Below are 21580 nucleotides of genomic sequence, written 5' to 3'. Positions count from 1 at the left end.
AGCACGATCATGACCGCTGCGCATATTCTCGGCTTTCCACGCATTGGCGCTCACCGGGAACTCAAGCACGCCCTGGAAGCCTACTGGGCCGGCACGAGCAGCCCGGACGATCTTCATCAAACCGGCAAGGCGCTGCGTGAACGGCATTGGCAGTTGCAAGCCGAGGCCGGACTCGACTCGGTTGTAGTCGGCGATTTCGCCTGGTACGACCATGTGCTTACGCACAGCCTGATGGTCGGCGCCGTGCCGGAGCGGTTTGGTTCTCCTGCCGATGCTGACATTGACACGCTGTTTCACATGGCTCGTGGCGTGAATCGTCGCGGCGAGTCGCTACCGGCGTGTGCGATGACCAAATGGTTCGATACCAACTACCACTATCTGGTACCCGAGTTCAGCCGCGATCAGGCCTTTCGACTGGGCTGGTTGCAATTGTTCGATGAGGTAGCCGAGGCGCAGGCTCTCGGTTTTACGCCCAAGCCGGTGCTGCTGGGGCCTCTGACTTATCTTTGGCTGGGCCGCTGCGCTGGCGAGGACTTCGATCGGCTCGAGCTGCTCGAACCGCTACTGACGGTTTATGCGCAAATACTGGAGAAGCTGGCCGAGCAGGGCGTGGAGTGGGTACAGATTGACGAACCCGCGCTGGTGCTGGATCTGCCGGCAGACTGGAAAGCGGCTTACGAGGCCGCCTATAACCAGCTGCAGCGCACCCCCGTGAAGCTGCTGCTGGCCACCTATTTCGGTGGGCTTGAAGACAATCTGGGGCTGGCCTGCGCGTTACCTGTTGCCGGGCTCCATGTCGATCTCGTCAGGGCGCCGCACCAACTGCCCGGGGTGCTTGATCGCTTGCCGTCCTACAAGGTGCTGTCGCTGGGGCTGGTCAACGGGCGCAACGTCTGGCGCTGTGATATGAAGCGAGCCCTGGCGCTGCTTGAGCAGGCACGTGAGCATCGTAGCGGCGACATCTGGGTTGCCCCGAGCTGTTCGCTACTGCATTGCCCGGTGGATCTTGCCAGCGAGACAGACCTCGATGCCGAATTGCGCGACTGGCTGGCCTTCGCTGTGCAAAAACTTGAGGAAACCGCGCTACTCGCCAAAGCTCTCACGTCTTCGGCGGATCCGCAGGTCCAGGCCGCACTCAGGCGCTCGAGTGAGATTCAGCAGAACCGCACGACGTCGATTCGGATTCATGACACCCAGGTCGGTCAACGCGTTGCGGCGACCCTGCCAGAGGACGCCCAGCGCGGATCAGCCTATGCGCAGCGTGCCCTGGTTCAGCAAAAACGGCTGCGCTTGCCGGCGCTACCCACTACTACGATTGGCTCGTTTCCGCAGACCGCAGCAATCCGCTCCGCCCGTGCGGCGCAGCGCGAAGGACGGATCAGCGAAGACGAATACAGGACAGCCATGCAGACCGAGATAGCCTCGGTCATCGCCGAGCAGGAACATCTGGGCCTGGATGTGCTGGTGCATGGCGAGGCAGAGCGTAACGACATGGTCGAGTACTTCGGTCAGCAGCTAAGGGGCTACGCCTTCAGCCGTTTCGGCTGGGTGCAGAGTTATGGTTCGCGCTGCGTGAAGCCTCCGATCATCATTGGAGACATAAGCCGGCCCAGCCCCATGACGGTGGACTGGACGGTCTATGCACAAGGCCTGACCGCTCTGCCAGTGAAAGGGATGCTGACCGCCCGGTGACCATGCTCATGTGGTCATTCCCGCGCGAGGATGTTCTGCCGCGTGTCAGCGCCCGGCAACTTGCCCTGGCCATCCGCGATGAAGTGACCGACCTCGAGCGGGCCGGCATCGCCATCGTGCAAATCGACGAGCCGGCGTTTCGCGAAGGGCTTCCGCTGCGCAAAGGCGCGCAAGCGGACTATCTGGCCTGGGCGGCTGAAGCCTTTCGGCTGAGCGCAAGCGTCGTACGGGACGACACGCAGATACACACCCATATGTGCTACAGCGAATTCAATGGCGTGATCGATGCGATCGCAGCGATGGATGCCGACGTCATCACCATTGAAACATCACGTTCTGCAATGCGCTTGCTGGATGCTTTCGATAGCTTCGATTATCCCAACGCCATCGGTCCGGGCGTCTATGATATTCACTCCCCGCGTGTTCCGAATACTGGCGAGATGTTGGAGCTGCTGCGCAGGGCGGCACGACTTATCCCGCTGGAGCGGCTCTGGGTGAACCCGGACTGTGGGCTGAAAACGCGCGGCTGGGTGGAGGTGCGTCAAGCCTTGTCAGCGATGATCGAGGCGGCGCAGCGGCTGCGAGCCGAGCTTGGTGTCACGCAAGGCTCGCCGCTGCATGGCAGGGAGCCTTCTACTGCCAGGGCGCAGCCTGTAGAGTAGCGACCCTTCAGCTAGCAGGGGTAGGTCATGCAGGAATTGTTGTTGCACTGCCGTGCGGGATTCGAGGGCGAAGTCGCGGCCGAGATGCAGGATATCGCGGCGATGCAGGGTATCGCCGGGTATGCGATCGCGTCTGCCAACACTGCCCTGGTGCGTTTCGTATGCCCGGCTGAGGGCGATGCGGAATTGCTGATGCGTCAGATTGATTTCAGCCAGCTTATCTTCGCTCGCCAATGGGCGGTGGGTAGCTGGCTGGATGTGCCGCCCGGAGACCGCATATCGCCGATCATCACCGCCTGTTCCAAGGGACCGATCGCGTCGACGCTGTGGCTGGAGACTGCCGATACCAACGATGGCAAAGCCATGGCGGCGCTGACCAAGAAGCTCGGCCGGCCGCTGGAAACCGCGCTGACCAAGACCAGGTTCGTGCGCCCGGCAAAGAGCGATGCGCCGCGGCTGCACGTCTTTTTCGAAAGCGGCGAGCGTATCTTCGTCGGCTGGTCCTGGGCGGACAATGCCGCACCCTGGCCGATGGGTATTCCCCGGCTCAAGGTGCCCCGCGACGCGCCCAGCCGGTCGACGTTGAAACTCGAGGAAGCCTGGCATCATTTCATCCCGCGTGATGAATGGGATGCACGTTTGGCGCCGGGCATGACGGCGGTGGATCTCGGCGCTGCACCGGGTGGCTGGACCTGGCAATTGGTCAACCGTCACATGAAGGTTACCGCGGTGGACAACGGCCCGATGGCCCGCAGCCTGATGGACAGCGGCCAGGTCGAGCACGTCGAGGCCGACGGCTACCTGTTCAAACCCAAGAAACAGGTCAACTGGATGGTATGCGACATTGTCGACAAGCCGGCGCGCAGCAGCGCTTTGCTTGCCCGTTGGGTGTCGCGAGGTTGGTGTCGCGAGGCGATCATCAATTTCAAATTGCCAATGAAGCAGCGCTATCAGGAAGTGCTGAGCTGCCTGGAGCACGTTCAGTCCGCGCTCGACGAGGCGGACATCACCGCATCGATTGCCTGCAAGCAGTTGTATACCGACCGCGAAGAAGTGACCTGCCACGTGCGCATTCTGCGCGCCGGTAGTTACCGCGCCGCGTAGCGCAACCCCCTGTAGGAGCGCACCCGGGCGCGAAGCCGAATCCGCCAACCCCTTCGCGGTCATGCCCGCTCCTACGCGGGAGGGGGCATGCGAAGCGGATGTAGGAAACGCACCTGGGCGCGAAGCAGAACACTCGGGACCCTTTACAGCGGCTCGAGCAGTGTGATCTTTTCGTCTTCCATCAACATCGCCCGAAATGCGCTGAGGGTGTCCTTGCGCTCCGGAGAATTTTCCCAACGCTCCCACGAATGACGATTCTGCCAGGTGACCATGACCACTCGGTGGTTGGGGCGCTCCAGGTCGCGGAATGATTCGCCGGAGATGAAGCCGGGCGATTGCACGGCTTTCTGAATGACGCGGCGCGCCGCTTCTTCGTAGGGTTGTTCGAGGCCGTCAGCGATGACTCGCTGGATGAGAACTCTTATCATGGCGTTCCTTATTATTTACCGATACATGCGAATACGTTCGGACTAGTGTCGGTTGCGCCGCCTCGGCTGGCAAGGCCTGCGGGTTTTCCGGATAATCCATGTTTCTATCCTGAACTGGTGCGGTATGACTGACACAGCGCGCAAGCAACTCGACACGACAGGACTGACCTGTCCTGAACCTGTGATGATGCTGCACAACGCAGTGCGCGACCTCGCGACGGGAGAGGAGGTGGAGGTGCGCGCCACCGATCCATCCACCCAGCGCGACATTCCACGCTTTTGCTCGTTTCTCGGGCATGAATTGCTCGAACAGGACGAGGCAGACGGCGTTTATCGCTACCTCATCCGCAAGGCCGACTAAGCACTAGCGACGATTCTTCCAGCCCGGCTCGCCAGGGCGCATCTGGCACGCTCCCAGCACCTCCTGCCAGGCCTCGCTGTGTTCTTTGATGCTGCGCTGGTAGCGTACCCATAGCCCCGTCTCCGGTCCGACCAGAGTCTTGAGATAGTCATCCACAGCAGGCGCTGCGCCGGGAATGGATCGCAAATCACCCAGCGCAGCCTGCCAGGGATCGCCGAGCCGTTGGGCCTGAGCCATTTGCGGCTGAACCTCGCCGGCGTAAAACAGGCTGAAAACGTTCAACAGAGTCCGTGATCGCTCGGTCGGGCTGCCCATCGGGCAAAGATGATTTGCCGGTCTGGCTCGCAACATGGCGCTGGCTTGGTCAAGCGTATGGGTCAGCCGTGCCAGGCTGTGGATGAGCTGGCCGCTACGCTGGTCGCGCGCTAGCGTAGCGAAGAGTGGCTCGGTTTCGCTGCGATCTGCTGGGAGTCGTTCGGGCAGCGCGGTACCGATGTCTGCCAGCTGCCGCACTGCATCAACCCCCTGATGGTTGGCCAGCGCGCTGTCGCTCAAAGGCAGGGGTTGGCCGTCGAAGCGCAGGAACCGGGAAAACTCCTCGCTCCCGCCGACCGCATTCCAGAACAGCTGGGGAAGGTTGTCACGTTTGATTTGCGCGATGTGTTGCAAATCCTCAACCAGGCTCTCACGCCCCGGTTGATCGCCGATGACGGCGAGACAGCCTTCGACTGCCCGAAGCAGCTCCCCTTCGAACCCGAGCAGCGTGCTCGGCGCCATGAGTCGCCCGAGGCTGCTGTTACGTTCGGCTATCAGCTGCTGCAGCGGACCGCATTCGCGGCTCTCTACGAGAAGATCGAGCAAGCTCAGCCGCAGCTCCGGTACGGGCTGCATCGCCTCGCGACGTGACGGTGGGCGGTACTGCGCGAGATGCTCGCTGTCCCAGGGACGCCAGCTCTGGCCTAGTACCCGCCCGACGCGGTCCAGGTAATTGCTCAACTGGCGGTTCGCTTCCGGCTCACGCGCACAGCCAGGTGCCAACGCGCAGGACGTTACAAGTAGAACCAGTGCAATAGCTCGGTGCATGACACCTCCGTCACGCAGCTTTTAGCGACTGCTGCGCGGCAACCTCGATTACGTCGTTTCGGATACAGCGTTGCTGCGTCGGGCCTCAGTGCGCTTGCGTCGGGCGCCGACAATAGCCAGGCGTATTGAAAGAAACACCGCAGCGGCGGTCAGTCCGAAGATCAGGCCTTGCCAGAAGCCTGCCGGGCCCTGCGGCGGACCAAGCAGGTCGGTCAGGCCCAGCACATATCCGGTCGGCAATCCGATCATCCAGTACGCGACCATCGTCAGCAGCATCGGCAGCCGGGTGTCCTGATAACCTCGCAGTGCGCCGGCGCAGGCCACCTGCACCGCGTCGGAGAACTGATACAGAGCAGCGTAGAAGAACAGCGACGAAGCGAGCGCAATCACGGCAGCATCGTCGGTGTACAGCCGCGGAATCCAGTCTGCCAGACCGAGCATCAAACTTGCCGCCATGACGGCGTAAAGCAATGCGACGGCGATGCCGGTCTTTGCCGCGAAGAGTCCCGCACGTGGGCCGTTTAGACCAAGGTTGTGCCCCACGCGTACGGTGATTGCCAACCCCAGGCTGAACGGGACCATGAAGGTGAGCGACGAAAAGTTCAGAGCGACCTGATGGCTCGCCACCACCACGGCCCCCAATCCGCCGATCAGCAACGCGATCAGACAGAACATGCTGGTTTCGGCAAACAGCGCAACGCCGATGGGTAAGCCCAAGCCGAGGAGGTGGCGCACGGTGGGCCAATGCGGCCAATCGAAACGCTCGAATAGCCCGCTGGGCCGATACAGGGAGGTTTTCCCCAGGTAGACAATCATGCAGACCAGCATGAAATACATCACGATCGCCGTCGCCCAGCCACAACCTGCCGCACCCATTGCCGGCAGACCAAGTTTTCCGTAGACCAGCACATAGTTGACCGGAACGTTGAGCGCGAGCCCGAGGAAGCCGATGACCATGGTCGGCTTGGTACGCGACAGGCCGTCACTCAGGCCACGCAGTGCCTGGTAACCGGCAATCGCCGGAAAGCCCACGGCCACCCCGATGAGATAGTCGATGGTTGTGGGTATCAGCTCGGCCTGAACGTCCATGGCCCGGAGGATGGGTTCAACCGACATCAGAAACAGCGCGCACAAGGAGCCGACGCCGAGCCCAAGCCACACCCCCTGACGAACCAGCGCTCCGGTTTCGTTCAGTCGTCCGGCGCCGCTGCTGGCGGCGACCTTGGACGTGACGATCATCAACACCCCGGTCAGAAACAGGAAGGTCGGCACCCAGAAGGCGTTGCCGAGGGCGACGGCAGCAAGATCCTCGGCGCTGACGCGGCCGGCCATGGCCGTATCGACGAAGCCGAGCAGGGTGTGCGCCATCTGCGCGGCGATAATCGGCAGGGCGAGCCATATCAGGCCGCGCAGTTCTGCTACACTGCGCCGCCAACGGGTGTGGGTCTGAGTCATGAATTATGATTTGCAGGAAAAGCGCCCCATCCTAACAACTTGCCCACCTTTGTCCACTCACGATGAAGCACGACTGCCAGGACCTGGTTCGCCTGTTCGCAATCTGTTTTGAGACCGATTACTCCACCGAATTGATCGGCGGCGCAGCCGAGCCCGAGTATGTCCCTGCGGGCGGCCAGCAAGGGCTCCACCGCGTTGTCTTCACCCGCGACTATTTCCGCAGTGCCCTGCATGAAATTGCCCACTGGTGCGTCGCCGGGCCTGAGCGAAGATTGCTGCCGGATTTCGGCTACTGGTATGCCCCGGACGGCCGTACCGCGGCGCAGCAGCAGGCGTTCGAGTCGGTTGAAGTCAAACCTCAGGCACTCGAATGGCTGTTTTGCGAGGCGGCTGGTCACCCGTTTCGAGTCAGCCTGGACAACCTCAATGGCGAGGCGACCGACTCCGGGCCGTTCAAGCGCAGCGTCGTGGAGCAAGTGCAGGCGTACCTGCATAACGGAATTCCCCCGCGGCCCGCGCGCTTCATCCAGGAGCTGCTCAGCTTCTACCGCAGCGGCGAACAGCTCGAAGCCGCCGCGTTCCGCCTCGATCGCCTCTGAACCGGGTGGACAGTCACCACGCAGTGACTGGACAATGCAGGCCTGACCCTCCGGAGCCTGCGCATGCATATCGTCGCTGACGAGAATATCCCGCTAGTCGATGCGTTTTTCTCTGATCTCGGGCGCATTACTCGCCTGCCGGGTCGTCGCATTGACGGACATGCTCTGCAGGACGCCGATGTGCTCCTGGTACGCTCGGTTACCCCGGTTGCTGCGGCCACGCTTGCGGGCACCCCGGTTCGCTTTGTCGGTACCTGCACGATTGGTACGGATCACCTGGATCTGGCAGGGCTGGCCGCAGCGGGGATCAAAACAGCGAGCGCGCCAGGTTGCAATGCACGGGGTGTGGTCGAGTATGTATTGAGTTGCCTGCTGGTGTTGTCCGAGCGTACCGGGCGCGACTGGCGAAAGTTGACGGTGGGCGTCGTCGGGGTCGGCGAAGTCGGCGGTCGTCTGGTAGCCACCCTCGAAGCGCTGGACGTTCACGTGCTGCGCTGCGACCCGCCCCGTGCGGAGCAGGCCGAGCAGGGCTTCGTTTCGCTCGACGAGTTGATCGATCAGGCCGATGTGATCAGCCTGCACGTACCGCTCGAGGTCACAGGCCGCCATGCCACGCGACATCTGTTGGACACGGCGCGCCTCGACCGACTCCGCCCAGGCGCCTGGCTTATCAACAGCAGTCGGGGCCCTGTGGTCGATAACCTTGCCCTGCGGCAGGTGCTTGAAGCGCGTGGCGATCTCCAGGTCGTCCTGGATGTATGGGAACATGAGCCGGACGTGGATATTGATCTGGCCGTCCGCTGCGTTCTGGCGACGCCGCATATTGCAGGGTACAGTCTCGACGGCAAACTGCGAGGGACGGAACAGATTTACCGTGAACTGTGCAGCTTTCTCGGCCGTTCAGCCGACAAGACCTTGGCCGAGCTGTCGCCGAGTCAGGGTGTCGGCACGCTGCTTCTGGACTCGGCTACGCCACCGGAATGGGTAGTGGCGAAGGCGTTACGCTACGTATATGACGTTCGCGATGATGATGCGCGCTTTCGTTCGATGCTGGTGGCAGCGACTGGCGTAACGCAACGCAAGGAAGGATTCGATCGCCTGCGCAAGGAGTACCCGTTGCGCCGGGAATGCCAATGGCTTGCGGTCGGTCTGGCTGACGCGGACGGCCAGCCAGGTACCGGAACCCGGACCGGGCAGTGCGAGCGTATGCTGAAGGCAGCCGGATTCAGCGGTGCACGCCGGCACGACCTGAGGGGATAGGCGGGATCCAGTTCTCATGCAATGTGGCGCAGGCACGCTGGATCATCTGTTCGGTAATCGGAATTTCCCGGCCTTGCTCATCGATCATGTATCCGACTGCTTCTTGTTGTGCAGAGGCCTGTGTGGCCACGTCGCGGGAGTGGTTCATCTTCCGGGCGTGTAAACTCATCTCTTGCTCCTTGTATCAACCAGGCTTCACGTACTGCGGAGGGGCAGCTCATCGTGTGTTGTCAGCATATGGCACAACGATGACTCATTTGTGACCGCCGATCCGCTTGGAATATCCCCATGAATCATGTTTTTCGCCTCGGTTTACTGATCAATCCTCTCGCTGGCCTAGGCGGACAGGCCGGCCTCAAAGGCTCCGACGGTGTGGCCGAGAAAGCGCTGGCGATGGGCGTCAGGCCGCGTGCGCAGGAGCGTGTGCGGCAGGCGCTGGAGCTCTTGTTACCGTTCTCCGAGTCGCTTCGGATTTACGCAGCCCCCGGTCCGATGGGCGCCGACTTGCTTGCCGAGCTAGGCCTGGCGCATGAAGTAGTAGGCCGTCTGGATATTCCTGACACAACCGCCGAAGACACCCAGCGCCTGGCTGCAGAACTCGCGCAGAAAGGTCTCGATCTGTTGTTGTTCGCTGGAGGAGACGGCACGGCCAGGGATATCTGCGCAGCCGTGAGCGCTGGCCAACTGGTGCTGGGCATACCTGCCGGAGTGAAGATTCACTCAGGCGTCTACGCGGTCAACCCCCGTGCAGCAGGGGAGCTGGTGACCTTGCTGATTCAAGGCGAGCTGGTGCGCCTAGCGGAGGCCGAGGTTCGCGATATCGACGAAGAAGCGTTTCGCGCAGGGACAGTGCGTACCCGTCACTTTGGCGAGCTGCGAGTGCCGGAGGAGGGACGCTTTGTACAGCAGGTCAAGCAGGGTGGGCGCGAGCAGGAAACGCTGGTCCTGGACGACATCGCCGCCTGGCTGCGGGAGCAACAGGATGACGACATCGGCTGGATCCTGGGACCGGGCTCGACCAATTTCGAATTGCTTCAGGCGCTGGGGCACGAAGGCACATTGCTCGGCGTGGACGTACTGCGTGGGCAGGATTTGCTACTGCGCGACGCTACCGAACAGCAATTGTGGGAGCTGCTCAAGCAGGGTGGAGCATGGCGGATTCTGGTCTCCGCCATTGGTGGGCAAGGCCATATCCTCGGTCGTGGCAATCAGCAGATATCGGCCCGGGTCGTGCGAGCGGTGGGGCTGGATAACCTGCTGGTCATCGCGACCAAGACCAAGCTGAAAACGCTGGCGGGTCGACCTTTTCTGCTCGACAGCGGTGATCCTGAGCTCGATCAGGAGCTTACCGGGGTGCGGCGGGTATTGAGCGGGTATCGTGAAGAGATGCTCTATCCGGCGAGCTGGAAGGCGGAGTAGCGCGGCTTATTGCAGGGCTGCCCGAGGCTCCGCTTTCGCGCCCAGGTGTGCTCCTACATTGGGTATCGCGCACCGCTGTAGGAGCGGGCATGACCGCGAAGAAGAATCCGCGACACAACGAATCGCAAAAAAAACCGGGCATGTGCCCGGCTTTCGTTGTTCCGCCAATTTCTTAGCGGTAGTTGCCAGCTCGCAGAGCTGCGATGCGCTCTTCCAGCGGCGGGTGGGTGATCAGCAGACCCGCCAGGCCCTTTTTCAGGTTGCCGTTAATGCCAAAGGCGGTCAGCTCGCCGGGCATTTCCACAGGGATGCCCTGTTCGGCACGCAGACGCTCCAGTGCGGCGATCATGCTGCCGGAGCCAACCAGCTGGGCGCTGGCTGCGTCGGCGCGAAACTCGCGCTGGCGCGAGAACCACATGACGATGATGCTCGCCAGCAGACCCAGCACCAGCTCGGCGACGATGGTCGCGATGAAATAGCCAATACCGGGGCCGGAACCCTCGTTACGGAACACCGCGCGGTCCACGAAGTTGCCGATGATTCGCGCGAAGAACATCACGAAAGTGTTCACAACGCCCTGGATCAACGTCAGGGTCACCATGTCGCCGTTGGCTACGTGGCCAATTTCGTGAGCCATTACCGCGCGCACTTCAGCCGGGCTGAAGCGCTGCAACATACCTTCCGAAACAGCGACCAGCGAGTCGTTCTTGTTCCAGCCGGTGGCGAACGCGTTAGAAGCGCGCGAGGGGAAGATCGCCACTTCAGGCATGCCGATACCGGCCTTGTCGGCCAGTTCCGCTACGGTGTCGACCAGCCACTGCTCCTGGCGGGTCTGCGGCTGTGTGATGACACGTGCACCGGTGCCACGTTTGGCCATCCACTTTGACAGGAACAGCGAAACGAACGAGCCGGCGAAGCCGATCACGGCGCAGAAAATCAGCAGGGCCTGGAGGTTCATCCCTCCCTGGCCGTCGTGAATCGTACCGACGCCGAGCAGACTCAGGGTGACACTGGCAACCAGGACGATAGCCAGGTTGGTCGCCAGAAACAGCAAAATGCGCATCATGGTGATCGTGAACTCCGAAGATAATAAGGCGGGAAGGCACCGCTAAGAGCGAAGCGAATGCCTTACTGCAGTTGCGTATATTGGGTGAAAGCGTACCGCTTTCAATCTGCGATCTGTTTCAAGGTGTATCGCCTAAACACCCGGTCCAGACCGCCTGAAACAGCGCTGTACGACATCGGCAAGCTGCGTGGAAGAGCCGCCGGCAAGCGCATCGCGAAGCTGCTGGGCGAGGGTGGCTTTCTGCCGGGCGATGCTTGCCGGTACCTGCGGATCCACCAGATGCGGAGCGGGGGTAGCGAGCATGACGAAGGCGCGTTCGCTCAGGCGGCACTGGTCGAGACCTTCCTGGCGGATCACGTCCGCGTAACGCAGGAAGCCTTCCTCTGCCAGCCACAGCATCGCGCTGTAACACGCCTGGTGTCGCGGTGCCGGCACGCCGAAGGCGTCCGGTTCCTGCGGGCCAATCAGATCTTCGACGAAGAGAATGCTCGGCTGCGGGAAGCTGCGGTACAGCGCGAGCAGGATGCCGGCAACATCGCGGTAGAAATCATCGATATGCAGGTCAGCCATGCTCGTGCAGCTCCGATCGCCAGCCGGGCTTACTGCCGGTAGGTCTTGAGGAAGTTGGCAATGCGGCCGATGGCGACTTCCAGATCATCCTTGCGCGGCAGGGAAACGATGCGGAAGTGATCCGGCCAGGGCCAGTTGAAGGCCGTACCCTGCACCACGAGAATTTTCTCCTTGAGGAGAAGATCGAGCACCATCTTCTCGTCGTTGTGGATCGGGTAGACCTTGGGATCGAGTTTGGGGAAAAGATACAGCGCGCCCTTGGGCTTGGTGCAGCTGACGCCCGGAATCTCGTTGAGCAACTCCCACGCAACATCGCGTTGCTCCAGCAGGCGGCCGCCCGGCAGGATGAGGTCGTTGATGCTTTGATAACCGCCGAGTGCGGTCTGGATCGCATGCTGCGACGGCACGTTGGCGCACAGGCGCATGGAAGCAAGGATGTCGATGCCTTCGATGTAGCTCTGTGCGAGGTGCTTCGGTCCGCTGATGATCATCCAGCCGGAACGGAAGCCTGCGACGCGGTAGGACTTGGACAGCCCGTTGAAGGTCAGGCACAGCACATCGGGCGCCACCGCAGCGAGCGACTCGTGCTCGGCACCGTCATAGAGAATCTTGTCGTAAATTTCGTCGGCGAAGATGATCAGGTTGTGTTCGCGTGCGACCTGAGCCAACTGCTCCAGCATGTCGTGCGAATAGACCGCGCCGGTCGGATTGTTCGGGTTGATCACGACGATGGCGCGCGTGTTCGGCGTCACCTTGCTGCGAATGTCTTCGATGTCCGGATACCAGTCGGACTCCTCGTCGCACAGGTAATGCACCGGCTTGCCGCCCGAGAGGCTTACCGCAGCCGTCCACAGCGGATAATCGGGTGCCGGAATCAGCACTTCGTCGCCGTTGTTGAGCAGCCCCTGCATCGACATGACGATCAGCTCGGACACGCCGTTGCCGAGGTAGATGTCCTCGATAGTGACGCCCGGAATGCCCTTGGTCTGGGTGTAATGCATGACCGCCTTCCGTGCGGAAAACAGGCCCTTGGAATCGCTGTAACCTTGCGCGGTAGGCAGGTTCAGGATCACGTCCTGGAGAATCTCTTCCGGCGCTTCGAAGCCGAAGGGTGCAGGGTTGCCGATATTCAGCTTGAGAATCCGGTGGCCTTCTTCTTCAAGACGCTTGGCATGACGCAGGACGGGCCCGCGAATGTCATAACAGACATTGGCCAATTTATTGGACTTGCTAACCTGCATGGTGCTTACCTTGTCGATCCAGGGGGCTAAAGTGAGGCGGGGCGGCCGGGCGCCGGCGCAACGGCAAAGCCGCATCATACGTCCTGCGGCGGCCCCTGGGAAAGCCTGAACATCACAACTTGCGGAGCCGATATGAAGAAAGTCAGCAAGACCGAAAACGCCTGGCGCGAGCAATTGAGCGATGCGCAGTTTCAGGTCTGCCGGCTGAAGGGCACCGAGCGACCCTTCACCGGCGAGTACTACAACAACACCACGCCTGGCACCTACCGTTGCGTGTGCTGTGATGCGCCGCTTTTCGAAACGCGCACCCAGTTCGATGCCGGTTGCGGATGGCCCAGCTACTACGAACCGATCAGCGCCGACGCCGTGGTCGAGGCAGAGGATCGCAGCCATGGCATGCATCGCACCGAAGTGCTCTGCGCGCAGTGCGACGCGCACCTGGGCCACGTCTTTCCTGACGGACCGCCACCGTCCGGCCTTCGTTACTGCATCAACTCGGTAGCGATGAAGTTCGAACCAAGCGCAGCGACAAATTAATTGCACGCAATCTAATTTACTACAATTCAACCTCTGCTAGGCTGGGCGCTTATCCAAGGAGAGCGCCCATGACCACCAATATTCTGCACATCCCCTGTAACACCATCGACGGCCGTGAGATCCGCTTGGCCGATCTTGAAGGCAAGGCATTCCTGATCGTCAACACCGCCAGCAAGTGCGGCTTTACTCCGCAGTACAAAGGACTTGAGCAACTGTGGAAGACCTACGGCGAGCGCGGCCTGCGCGTCGTGGGCTTTCCCTGCAATCAGTTCGGGGGGCAGGAGCCGGGCAATGCCGAGGAAATCTCGGAGTTTTGCGAACTGAATTTCGGCGTCAGCTTTCCGCTGTTTTCCAAGGTCGACGTCAATGGAGATGATGCCCATCCGTTGTTTGTCGAGCTGAAACAGCAGGCGCCGGGTGTACTGGGCAGCAAGAAGATCAAATGGAACTTCACCAAGTTTCTAGTGGATGCGAGCGGCGAGAAGGTGACCCGTTACGCGCCGACGACCTCGCCGGATGATCTCACCGCGGACATCGAGAAGCTGCTGTCTTGAGCGCGGAGGACTCCAACTGGCTATCGCTGGACAGCCAGTTATGCTTTCAGCTGTACGCAAGCTCCCGAGCCATCACCAGACTGTACAAGCCGCTGCTCGACCCGCTGGGGCTGACCTATCCGCAATATCTGGCGATGCTGGTGCTCTGGGAGTGGGAGAGACAGGCGCCGCCGGCGCCGACTGTCAAGGCGCTAGGCGAGCGCCTGAGACTGGACTCGGGCACGCTCACGCCGTTGCTGAAGCGTCTCGAGCAGTTGAAATTCGTCGAGCGTCGTCGCGGAGGCGGAGGTGATGACCGCCAGGTTCACCTGAGCCTGACTGGGGCGGGCAGCGAGTTGCGCGCGCGCGCGGAAGAGATTCCCCGCAAGCTGGTCTGCTCCACCAGCATGCCGGCCAGCGACATCGCTGCGCTGCGGGATCAACTGTCGATGCTGCTGAGCAATCTCGGCGATGGCCGATGATCCGGTTGCATGGCCGGCGGGGAGGGGGCTCCACGTACGGCTTTGGCTGCCGTCTGAACATGCTGTTCGCGCCCGGGTGCGCTCCTACACAGAAGGGCGGTGCACTCAAGCTGTGTAGGAGTGGACCCGGCCGCGAAGCAGAATTCAGAAAATCAGCTGAAAGACCTATTCGCACCTGACTGCGCTCTCAATGCTTGGTACACCTTCAGCTCTCGGTGTGCCCCAGCCATTTCTCAAGCAATGCCTGCAGGTCCTCACGTTTGAATGGCTTGGCCAGGTAGTCGTTCATGCCGGCCTCTTCGCAGCGTTGCCGATCCTCATGTAGAGCGTTGGCGGTCAGCGCGACGACGGGAATGTTCCGCCAGCGCGAATCGGCGCGCATTCGTCTGCTGGTCTCGTAACCGTCCATCACCGGCATATTGCAGTCCATCAACACCAGTTCGAAATCTTCCTCCTGCAACCGGTCGAGGGCGGCTTCGCCGTGCTCGGCAACGGCGACCCGATAGCCCAGACGGCTCAACATGCCCTTGGCGACCATCTGGTTCACCATGTTGTCCTCGACCAGCAGAATGCGCTGTCCCGTCGGCGGCGGCAGCGCTCTGGCCGCCTGGCTGGGCGTGACGTCTACGACGAACAGCTCCTCGATGGCCCTTGCCAGCCGCGCGCGGGCCGGTGGGCTGGGTACTTGCTGGTAAATCCCGCACGCCCGGGCGTCCTCGGTGTTCCGGAGTTGGGAATAGGAACAGACCAGCAGACGCGGGATGCTGCGACAGGTGTCGGCCAGGCGCTCGGCGAGCGCGACGCTGTCTAGCAGCCAGAAGTCCGCTTCCGGAAGCTCGGCAGGTAGCGGCTCGCCATCGCGGTACTCGATGAGGTGGCAGCGCATCTGCCAGTACTCGAGCTGTTCAAGCAGGACGCGTCCCTGCAGGCGCCCCTGACGATTGAACACCACTGCCGAGCGTGGCGTCGGGAAGGCGAAGGTCGGCACCAGCATATGCGTGTGCAGCGGCAGGCTGACGGTGAAGGTGCTGCCCTGGTCGATGACCGATTCGACTTTCAACTGGCCACCCATCGCTTCGGTGAGACTTTTGCAGAGCGTCAGGCCCAGGCCGGTCCCGCCGAAGCGCCGGGAGATGTTTGCGTTGGCCTGAGTGAAGGGACTGAAGATCTCGCCAAGCGCTTCGCTGGCAATACCGATACCCGTGTCGCGAATGATCACGTGCACCCATTGTTCGGTCTTGCGTCGCTGTTCGGTTTCCACGCGTATGGCAACGTGGCCCTGCTCGGTGAACTTCAATGCGTTGGATAGCAGGTTGCTGATGATCTGCCGGACGCGGGTGGGGTCGCCGACAAGCATGCCAGGCAGGGCTGGATCTATCCGGCAGGTCAGCTCGATGTCCTGCTTGCCGACGTTCTGCGAGAGCAAGCCTGCGGTCTCTTCGACAAGCGCGCCAAGATCGAACGGGATCTGCTCGAGCTGCAGCTTGCCGGCTTCGAATTTCGACAGGTCGAGAATGTCGTTGAGCAGCGCAACCAGCACCTTGCCTGAGTCGTAGGCGATCGACAGCTGCTGGCGCTGCTCGTCGTTGAGCGAACTGTCCAGCGTCAGGCCGATCATGCCGAGCAAGCCGTTGATCGGAGTTCGGATTTCGTGACTCATATGGGCGAGAAATGCCGAGCGTGCCCGCGCCATGCTCAGCGCTTCCTCGCGGGAGCGCTCCAGCTCCTGGTTGGACAACCGCAGTTGAATGTTTGCATCCTGCAGCTCGGTGGTGCGCGCCTCGACGATGATTTCCAATTCTTCCAGATACTGGCGCAGGCGCTCCTCTGCACGGAGCTTCTGGCGCATGTTCACGTCGATGCTCTGCAGCTGCCGGTTGATCACTTCGACCAGTGCACCGATCTCGTCCCGCTCGTGACCGACGGGGCAGGGCAGGCGGCTTCGCTCCTCTTCGGTTCGCATGTTGAGAAGATCATCGATCAGCCGAACCAGAGGCTTGGTCAGCATGCCGTAGAACAACACCACGAGAATCAGCGACAACACCAGACTCAGAATGAACCCTGAAAGCATGGTCAGGCCGGCGCGACGCAGGAAACTCGCGCCCTGGTGGAAGGTATCGACTTCGATGATCAGATGACCGAGCAGCTCGTTGGGTGCGTGCTGAACGTAGAGGGGCTGGGAATATTCGCGTCGGCGGTCGAAAAGCGCATCGCTGACCAACCGGTAGGGACTGGACGCCATGGGGCGGCTGACGCTGGCCAGCGCCATACCGTTGTTATCGACGATTTCGGCACGGACGATAGGCGGTGACTGCAGCAGTCCGTTGACCAGCTCCGCCGCCAGCTCGGCGTCTATGTTGTAGGCAATGCGCGAGGCTGGCCCCAGGCTCACATTGATTTGCGCCTGGATTTCACGATCGATGGCGGCATCCTCGGACTGGTAGTCCAGTGCCACCTGAACCAGGCCAAGCAGCGTGCCGAGGATGAACGCGGCCAGGACGCCCAGGCGGGCCTGTTTGAAAGACAGTCGATCGGTGAAACGAATATTCATGAGCGCCGGCGCATCCTGCTGCGTATCTAAGCCGGAGCTTAGCGCAGAATACCCACACCACCGAAAGGAAAATCGGGTTTGCCGCAGCCCGGATATCATGAACGATAATGCAATTATCGAATCCCGGGGAGACCACATGTCCGCTACGCCGATTGAACAGTTCATGCAGCGCGTCAGCGCTTTTCTGGATCGCTATGAGCAGATCCTCCCACGCGAAGCTGTGCCGGTCGACTGGCGTAGCATCCTCGCCGCGCGCTGGATGGCCGAAGGCGAGGGCGGGTGGTTGCGACCGCTGACGGTCGACCTGACGACCACGATGACCGACCTGGTCGGTGTGGATAGGCAGAAACAACTGCTTGAGGGCAATACGCATCAGTTCGTCGAAGGATTGCCCGCCAACAATGCTTTGCTTTGGGGTGCCCGAGGTACCGGAAAGTCGTCACTAGTCCGCGCCTTGCTGGCCGCCTACGCCGATTCCGGCATGCGCCTGATCGAAATCGACAAGGCCGATCTGGTACATCTGCCTGCCGTCGTCGAGGCTATCAAAGGACTCCCGTGGCGCTTCGTGCTGTTCTGCGATGACCTGGCTTTCGAAGCCGACGATAGCGCGTACAAGACGCTCAAGACCGTACTGGATGGCACCGTCGAGTCGACCCCGGACAATCTGTTGCTCTACGCGACCTCCAACCGTCGACATTTGCTTCCGGAGCAGCGCAGCGACAACCTCGGGGCGAACATGGTGGATGGGGAGCTGCACCCGGGCGAGGCGATCGAAGAGAAGGTGGCGCTATCGGACCGTTTCGGACTCTGGGTGTCGTTCTACCCCTTCAGTCAGCAACATTACCTGGACGTGGTGAAGCACTGGCTGGGCGTATTGGCTGCCAGGCACGGGCTCGAATGGTCGTGGAGTGACGCGCTGGAACTCGAAGCGATCCGTTGGGCGTCGGCGCGGGGCAATCGTAACGGCCGCTGCGCCTATCAATTTGCCCGGTCGTGGACCGGCCGGGCGCTCTTGCAGGGATGACTCAGCCGCGCTGAGTCATCTTGGCCAGCAGACGCTGCTCATCCGCTAACAGTCCGGCCACGCCTTGCCGGTCGCTAACGCGTCGCAGTAGCCCCGCCAGCCCCGGCCAGCGAGCAGAGTCGATCGCCTCGCCGCCATGAGCCAGGTTGATGAGCTGACTGGCGACCGCTATGTCGGCCAGGCTGTAGGTGCCGAGGAAAAAGTCCTGGCCGCCCAGTTCCTGCTCCAGATAATCGAAAAGCGGCGGAAGCTGCTCGGTCAGTGCCTTGCTGATCGCCTGTTCATCGCATGGCTCGCCAATCAGCGGTTTGAGTACGCGGTTGCGAAAACAGGTGAATGTGGCCAGCGGGGCCAACTCGTAGTCGGCGAACTTCTCGAGCCAGCGAACCCTGGCCGCCTCCTGCGCCGAGGCGCCGTACAGATGCAGCTTGCCGCGACTTTCTTCCAGGTATTGGGCGATCACTGCGGAGTCGGCGAGTGTGAAGTCGCCATCCTTGATGGCCGGGATCCGGCCGAGAGGGCTTATCTCGTAGTACCAGTCCGGCTGTTTGAAAGGCGCCTGGGCAACCAGTTCATGTTCGATCTGGTGTTCAGCCAGGATGATGCGAATCTTGCGAACGAAAGGCGACAGAATGGCGCCGTAGACAGTCAGAGACATAAGCAGAAAATCCTAGGCATGCGCCTCCTGGACGGAGGCGGATTGTCAGTCGTCGTACACCGCTTTCTTCTTCCAGGCGTCGTCATCTGCTTCGAGCGCCTGCAGGCCCGTGCCCAGTTCGCTCGACTCCGCCGTGGAGGCTTGCTCGGAACGGATAGCGGCTTCTTCCGCTTCGCGATGCAGGCGCTTGAATAGCGCGAGTTGTTCGGCGTGGGCCGGGTTGGCCTGCTTCTGAAGATAGGCAATCGCGCGTTCGTATTGCAACTTGGCGACCCGCGGCTTGCCTTGCTGCAATGCCTGGCGTGCCAGCGCCTGGAACATGTCCAGGGCGGTCGAGACCAGGTGCTGACGAATGACCACCGACCATTGTTGCAGCGCTGCTTTGTCCAGCAGTCCGTCCTGCTGAGCCTGGGTAATCAATTTGTGAAGACTTTCCAGTAACTGCCTGATTTCCTTGGCTTGTGCTTCGCTGGTCACCGCGACAGGAGGGTTGTCGACGGTTGCCTCGCCGAGGCTGAGTTGCTGGTTGACCTGCTCAAGCTGGCGTTCGGCGCGCTCGTTCTTGCGGTCCAGCCGGGTCAGCTGCGAGAGCAGGTGACGCTCGATATTCAGCAGCAGCACTTTCAACTCTGCAGACATGAACTGGCCCGGCAGCTGCGCGGCGATGGTGCTCGCGTGTCTGACCTTGGCGTTGAGCTCCGCCGTCTGCCGTGCGCGCTCGAGTCTGGAACGTTCGAGACTGTGACTGATAAAACCGATGCTGATAAGTACCAGCACGCCGATCGCTACCAGACTGCCGATAAGAAGTGGGGACATTGCATTGCCTCTCTTGTAATACAGGGACCGCACCTGCTTTCCCGTCAGGTATGGCGGACTGTCACTTTAGAATCATTCAAGCGACGTTTTTCTGCAAGCTTCACGTGTGCCAAACGGATGGCCGGAGAGCCGCATAAAACCTCTCGCCATGCTCCGCGCACGTCTTATCACCAAACCATCTGAACGTGGCTAGGGACACCCAGTCACACGCTGTGACAACCGTTACTGGCGGGCAAACAAAGCGGAGGTGACCGATGGCCGAAGTCGGCGATTTTATTCTCGAACGTATGTCGGAATGGGGCGTGAAGCGCATATTCGGATACCCTGGCGACGGGATCAACGGGATCATGGGCGCGCTTGACCGGGCCAGCGACCGGTTCGACTACGTCCGCGTTCGCCATGAGGAGATGTCCGCGTTCATGGCCGGTGCCCACGCCAAGTTCACGGGCGAAGTGGGCGTTTGCATGGCCACCTCCGGCCCGGGTGCGCTGCATCTGCTGGCCGGGCTGTATGACGCGAAGATGGATCACGTGCCGGTCGTGGCGATCGTCGGCCAGCAAGGACTGAGCTCCCTGGGAAGCGACTTTCAGCAGGAGGTCAACCTCGAGTCTGTGTTCCAGGACGTGGGCAACTATGTCCAGCAGATATCCGACCCGAGCCAGGCGCGGCATATCGTCGACCGGGCTTTTCGCATCGCCAAAGCCGAGCGCGCGATAAGCGTGATCATCATTCCCAACGATGTGCAAATGAAGGATGCAGTGGAAAGCCCGCCGCGCTCGCACGGTTCCAACTACTCCAGCGCGACACCTGCACCTTACTGCCCGCGCCCGGGCCAGTCCGAGCTTACTGCTGCCGCCGAGGTGCTCAACGCGGGCGAGAAGGTTGCCGTGCTGGTCGGTGCCGGGGCGCTGAACGCCAGCCGCGAAGTGATCGAGGTGTGCGACCTACTTGGAGCCGGTGTCGCCAAGGCGCTGCTTGGCAAGGCTGCGCTGCCCGACGATCTACCGTTCGTGACCGGAAGCATCGGCCTGCTGGGAACGGAGCCGAGCTGGAAGCTGATGCGCGATTGCGACACGCTTTTGATGATCGGCACGACTTTTCCGTATTCCGAATTTCTGCCCAAGGACGGTCAGGCGCGTGCCGTGCAAATCGACCTCCAGTCACGCAACGTCGGCATACGCTATCCGACCGAGGTGAATCTGATCGGCGACAGCGCGGAAACGCTTCGTCAATTGATTCCCCTGCTCAAGCGCAAGGAAGACCGCAGCTGGCGCGAGACGGTCGAGGAGAACGTGGCCACCTGGTGGGAAGATGTCGAACGCCGGGCGATGGAAGACGCCGACCCGATCAACCCGCAGCGGGTGTTCTGGGAGCTTTCGCCGCAATTGCCGGATGACGTGATCCTGTGTGGCGACAGCGGCTCGCACACCAACTGGTACGCACGCAACATCAAGATGCGCCCCGGCATGATGGGTTCGCTGTCCGGCAAGCTGGCCAGCATGGGCAGCGGCGTACCTTATGCCATCGCCGCCAAGATGGCCTACCCGGAGCGTCCGGTCATTGCCATGGTTGGCGACGGCGCCATGCAGATGAATGGTAATGCCGAGCTGGTTACGGTGAAGCAGTACTGGGAGCGCTGGCAGAACCCGACCTTCATCGTTCTGGTACTGGTCAACCATGACCTTAACCAGGTGACCTGGGAACAGCGGGTCCTGGCGGGCGATCCAAAATTCTCGATAGCTCAGGATGTCATCGACTTTCCCTATTCGGCCTACGGCGAGCTGCTGGGCTTTCATGGCATACGCGTGGACAAGCCTGAGGACATCAAACCTGCATGGGAGGAAGCGCTGGCCGCGAAGCGGCCGGTGGTGATCGAGTTCATCACCGATGCCAACGTGCCGCCGATGCCACCGCACATCACCAAGGATCAGGTCATGTCATACATGAAGGCGCTGGGCAAGGTCGATCCGGATCAATGGGACATCATCAAGCAGAGCGCCAAGCAGTTCGTCGCCGGACTGGATATCCCAGGTCGCTGA

Annotated in this window: 20 protein-coding genes and 1 pseudogene; 11 read left to right on the top strand and 10 right to left on the bottom strand. The window is 61.4% G+C overall.

Translation table 11 applies throughout. From position 1 onward, the window contains the following. The first annotated feature begins 9 nt into the window (after positions 1–9). Together metE and rlmM are read left to right on the top strand one after the other, a co-directional pair. Positions 10–2354, top strand: a pseudogene (metE, locus tag BLT85_RS08125) (5-methyltetrahydropteroyltriglutamate--homocysteine S-methyltransferase). Positions 2355–2381: 27 nt separating this feature from the next. After that, positions 2382–3458 (top strand): 23S rRNA (cytidine(2498)-2'-O)-methyltransferase RlmM, encoded by a 1077-nt coding sequence (rlmM, locus tag BLT85_RS08120; protein ID WP_093392986.1) that lies wholly within the window; start codon positions 2382–2384, stop codon positions 3456–3458. A 143-nt stretch (positions 3459–3601) separates the two neighbouring features. Here rlmM and BLT85_RS08115 read toward each other — a convergent pair whose 3' ends face one another. Then, positions 3602–3886 (bottom strand): antibiotic biosynthesis monooxygenase family protein, encoded by a 285-nt coding sequence (locus BLT85_RS08115; RefSeq protein WP_093392983.1) that lies wholly within the window; start codon positions 3884–3886, stop codon positions 3602–3604. A gap of 124 nt (positions 3887–4010) precedes the next feature. On the opposite strand from BLT85_RS08115, the gene tusA reads away from it, so the two are divergent. Continuing rightward, positions 4011–4247 carry a sulfurtransferase TusA gene (gene tusA / locus BLT85_RS08110; RefSeq protein WP_093392980.1) on the top strand — a complete coding sequence of 79 codons (237 nt, stop codon included), beginning with the start codon at positions 4011–4013 and terminating at the stop codon, positions 4245–4247. A gap of 3 nt (positions 4248–4250) precedes the next feature. Here the strand turns inward: tusA and BLT85_RS08105 are convergent, their stop codons facing one another. Together BLT85_RS08105 and BLT85_RS08100 are read right to left on the bottom strand one after the other, a co-directional pair. Beyond that, entirely contained in the window at positions 4251–5330 is a 1080-nt protein-coding gene (locus BLT85_RS08105; RefSeq protein WP_093392977.1) for a DUF3080 family protein, read from the bottom strand. Positions 5331–5378: 48 nt separating this feature from the next. Then, positions 5379–6785, bottom strand: a complete 1407-nt coding sequence (locus tag BLT85_RS08100; RefSeq protein ID WP_093392974.1) for an MATE family efflux transporter — start codon at positions 6783–6785, stop codon at positions 5379–5381. 62 nt (positions 6786–6847) lie between these two features. Here BLT85_RS08100 and BLT85_RS08095 point away from each other — a divergent pair, with 62 nt between their 5' ends. Continuing rightward, entirely contained in the window at positions 6848–7384 is a 537-nt protein-coding gene (locus BLT85_RS08095; RefSeq protein WP_093392971.1) for an elongation factor P hydroxylase, read from the top strand. 63 nt (positions 7385–7447) lie between these two features. Continuing rightward, the gene (pdxB, locus tag BLT85_RS08090) at positions 7448–8644 is read left to right on the top strand and encodes a 4-phosphoerythronate dehydrogenase PdxB (RefSeq protein WP_093392968.1); all 1197 of its coding nucleotides are present in this window, start codon (positions 7448–7450) and stop codon (positions 8642–8644) included. Here pdxB and BLT85_RS08085 read toward each other — a convergent pair. After that, complete coding sequence (locus tag BLT85_RS08085; protein WP_093392965.1) at positions 8610–8813, bottom strand: PA1571 family protein; 204 nt, start codon at positions 8811–8813, stop codon at positions 8610–8612. The two genes, pdxB and BLT85_RS08085, sit on opposite strands and share 35 nt — an antisense overlap. A gap of 119 nt (positions 8814–8932) precedes the next feature. Between BLT85_RS08085 and BLT85_RS08080 the strand changes: the two genes are divergently transcribed. After that, positions 8933–10063: an ATP-NAD kinase family protein gene (locus tag BLT85_RS08080; protein ID WP_093392963.1), complete on the top strand. Its 1131-nt coding sequence runs from the start codon at positions 8933–8935 to the stop codon at positions 10061–10063. 172 nt (positions 10064–10235) lie between these two features. Here the strand turns inward: BLT85_RS08080 and htpX are convergent, their stop codons facing one another. The 3 genes from htpX to BLT85_RS08065 form a co-directional block, all read right to left on the bottom strand. Continuing rightward, complete coding sequence (gene htpX, locus BLT85_RS08075) at positions 10236–11129, bottom strand: protease HtpX (RefSeq protein ID WP_093392961.1); 894 nt, start codon at positions 11127–11129, stop codon at positions 10236–10238. 132 nt (positions 11130–11261) lie between these two features. After that, positions 11262–11699, bottom strand: a complete 438-nt coding sequence (locus BLT85_RS08070; RefSeq protein WP_093392959.1) for a hypothetical protein — start codon at positions 11697–11699, stop codon at positions 11262–11264. A 29-nt stretch (positions 11700–11728) separates the two neighbouring features. Then, entirely contained in the window at positions 11729–12940 is a 1212-nt protein-coding gene (locus BLT85_RS08065) for a pyridoxal phosphate-dependent aminotransferase (RefSeq protein WP_093392957.1), read from the bottom strand. A gap of 132 nt (positions 12941–13072) precedes the next feature. Between BLT85_RS08065 and msrB the strand changes: the two genes are divergently transcribed. The 3 genes from msrB to BLT85_RS08050 all read left to right on the top strand — a co-directional run bounded on the left by msrB (position 13073) and on the right by BLT85_RS08050 (position 14492). Then, positions 13073–13477, top strand: a complete 405-nt coding sequence (gene msrB, locus BLT85_RS08060) for a peptide-methionine (R)-S-oxide reductase MsrB (RefSeq protein WP_093392954.1) — start codon at positions 13073–13075, stop codon at positions 13475–13477. Positions 13478–13545: 68 nt separating this feature from the next. Continuing rightward, positions 13546–14031: a glutathione peroxidase gene (locus BLT85_RS08055; RefSeq protein WP_093392951.1), complete on the top strand. Its 486-nt coding sequence runs from the start codon at positions 13546–13548 to the stop codon at positions 14029–14031. Continuing rightward, complete coding sequence (locus BLT85_RS08050) at positions 14028–14492, top strand: MarR family winged helix-turn-helix transcriptional regulator (protein ID WP_093392949.1); 465 nt, start codon at positions 14028–14030, stop codon at positions 14490–14492. The genes BLT85_RS08055 and BLT85_RS08050 overlap by 4 nt, the downstream gene beginning before the upstream one ends. Positions 14493–14697: 205 nt before the next feature. Here the strand turns inward: BLT85_RS08050 and BLT85_RS08045 are convergent, their stop codons facing one another. After that, positions 14698–17043 (bottom strand): ATP-binding protein, encoded by a 2346-nt coding sequence (locus BLT85_RS08045; RefSeq protein WP_093392947.1) that lies wholly within the window; start codon positions 17041–17043, stop codon positions 14698–14700. Positions 17044–17179: 136 nt separating this feature from the next. On the opposite strand from BLT85_RS08045, the gene BLT85_RS08040 reads away from it, so the two are divergent. Further along, positions 17180–18067, top strand: a complete 888-nt coding sequence (locus BLT85_RS08040; protein ID WP_093397538.1) for an ATP-binding protein — start codon at positions 17180–17182, stop codon at positions 18065–18067. Between the two features lies 1 nt (position 18068). Here the strand turns inward: BLT85_RS08040 and BLT85_RS08035 are convergent, their stop codons facing one another. Next, positions 18069–18725 (bottom strand): glutathione S-transferase family protein, encoded by a 657-nt coding sequence (locus BLT85_RS08035; RefSeq protein WP_093392945.1) that lies wholly within the window; start codon positions 18723–18725, stop codon positions 18069–18071. Positions 18726–18770: 45 nt separating this feature from the next. Then, the gene (locus BLT85_RS08030) at positions 18771–19541 is read right to left on the bottom strand and encodes a hypothetical protein (protein WP_093392943.1); all 771 of its coding nucleotides are present in this window, start codon (positions 19539–19541) and stop codon (positions 18771–18773) included. A 254-nt stretch (positions 19542–19795) separates the two neighbouring features. Here BLT85_RS08030 and BLT85_RS08025 point away from each other — a divergent pair, with 254 nt between their 5' ends. After that, positions 19796–21580, top strand: a complete 1785-nt coding sequence (locus BLT85_RS08025) for a thiamine pyrophosphate-requiring protein (RefSeq protein ID WP_093392941.1) — start codon at positions 19796–19798, stop codon at positions 21578–21580.

The organism is Halopseudomonas xinjiangensis, from assembly GCF_900104945.1.
GTDB lineage: Bacteria > Pseudomonadota > Gammaproteobacteria > Pseudomonadales > Pseudomonadaceae > Halopseudomonas > Halopseudomonas xinjiangensis.
Note: the sequence above shows the minus strand (reverse complement) of the source record. Positions and strands in the feature narration are given on the sequence as shown.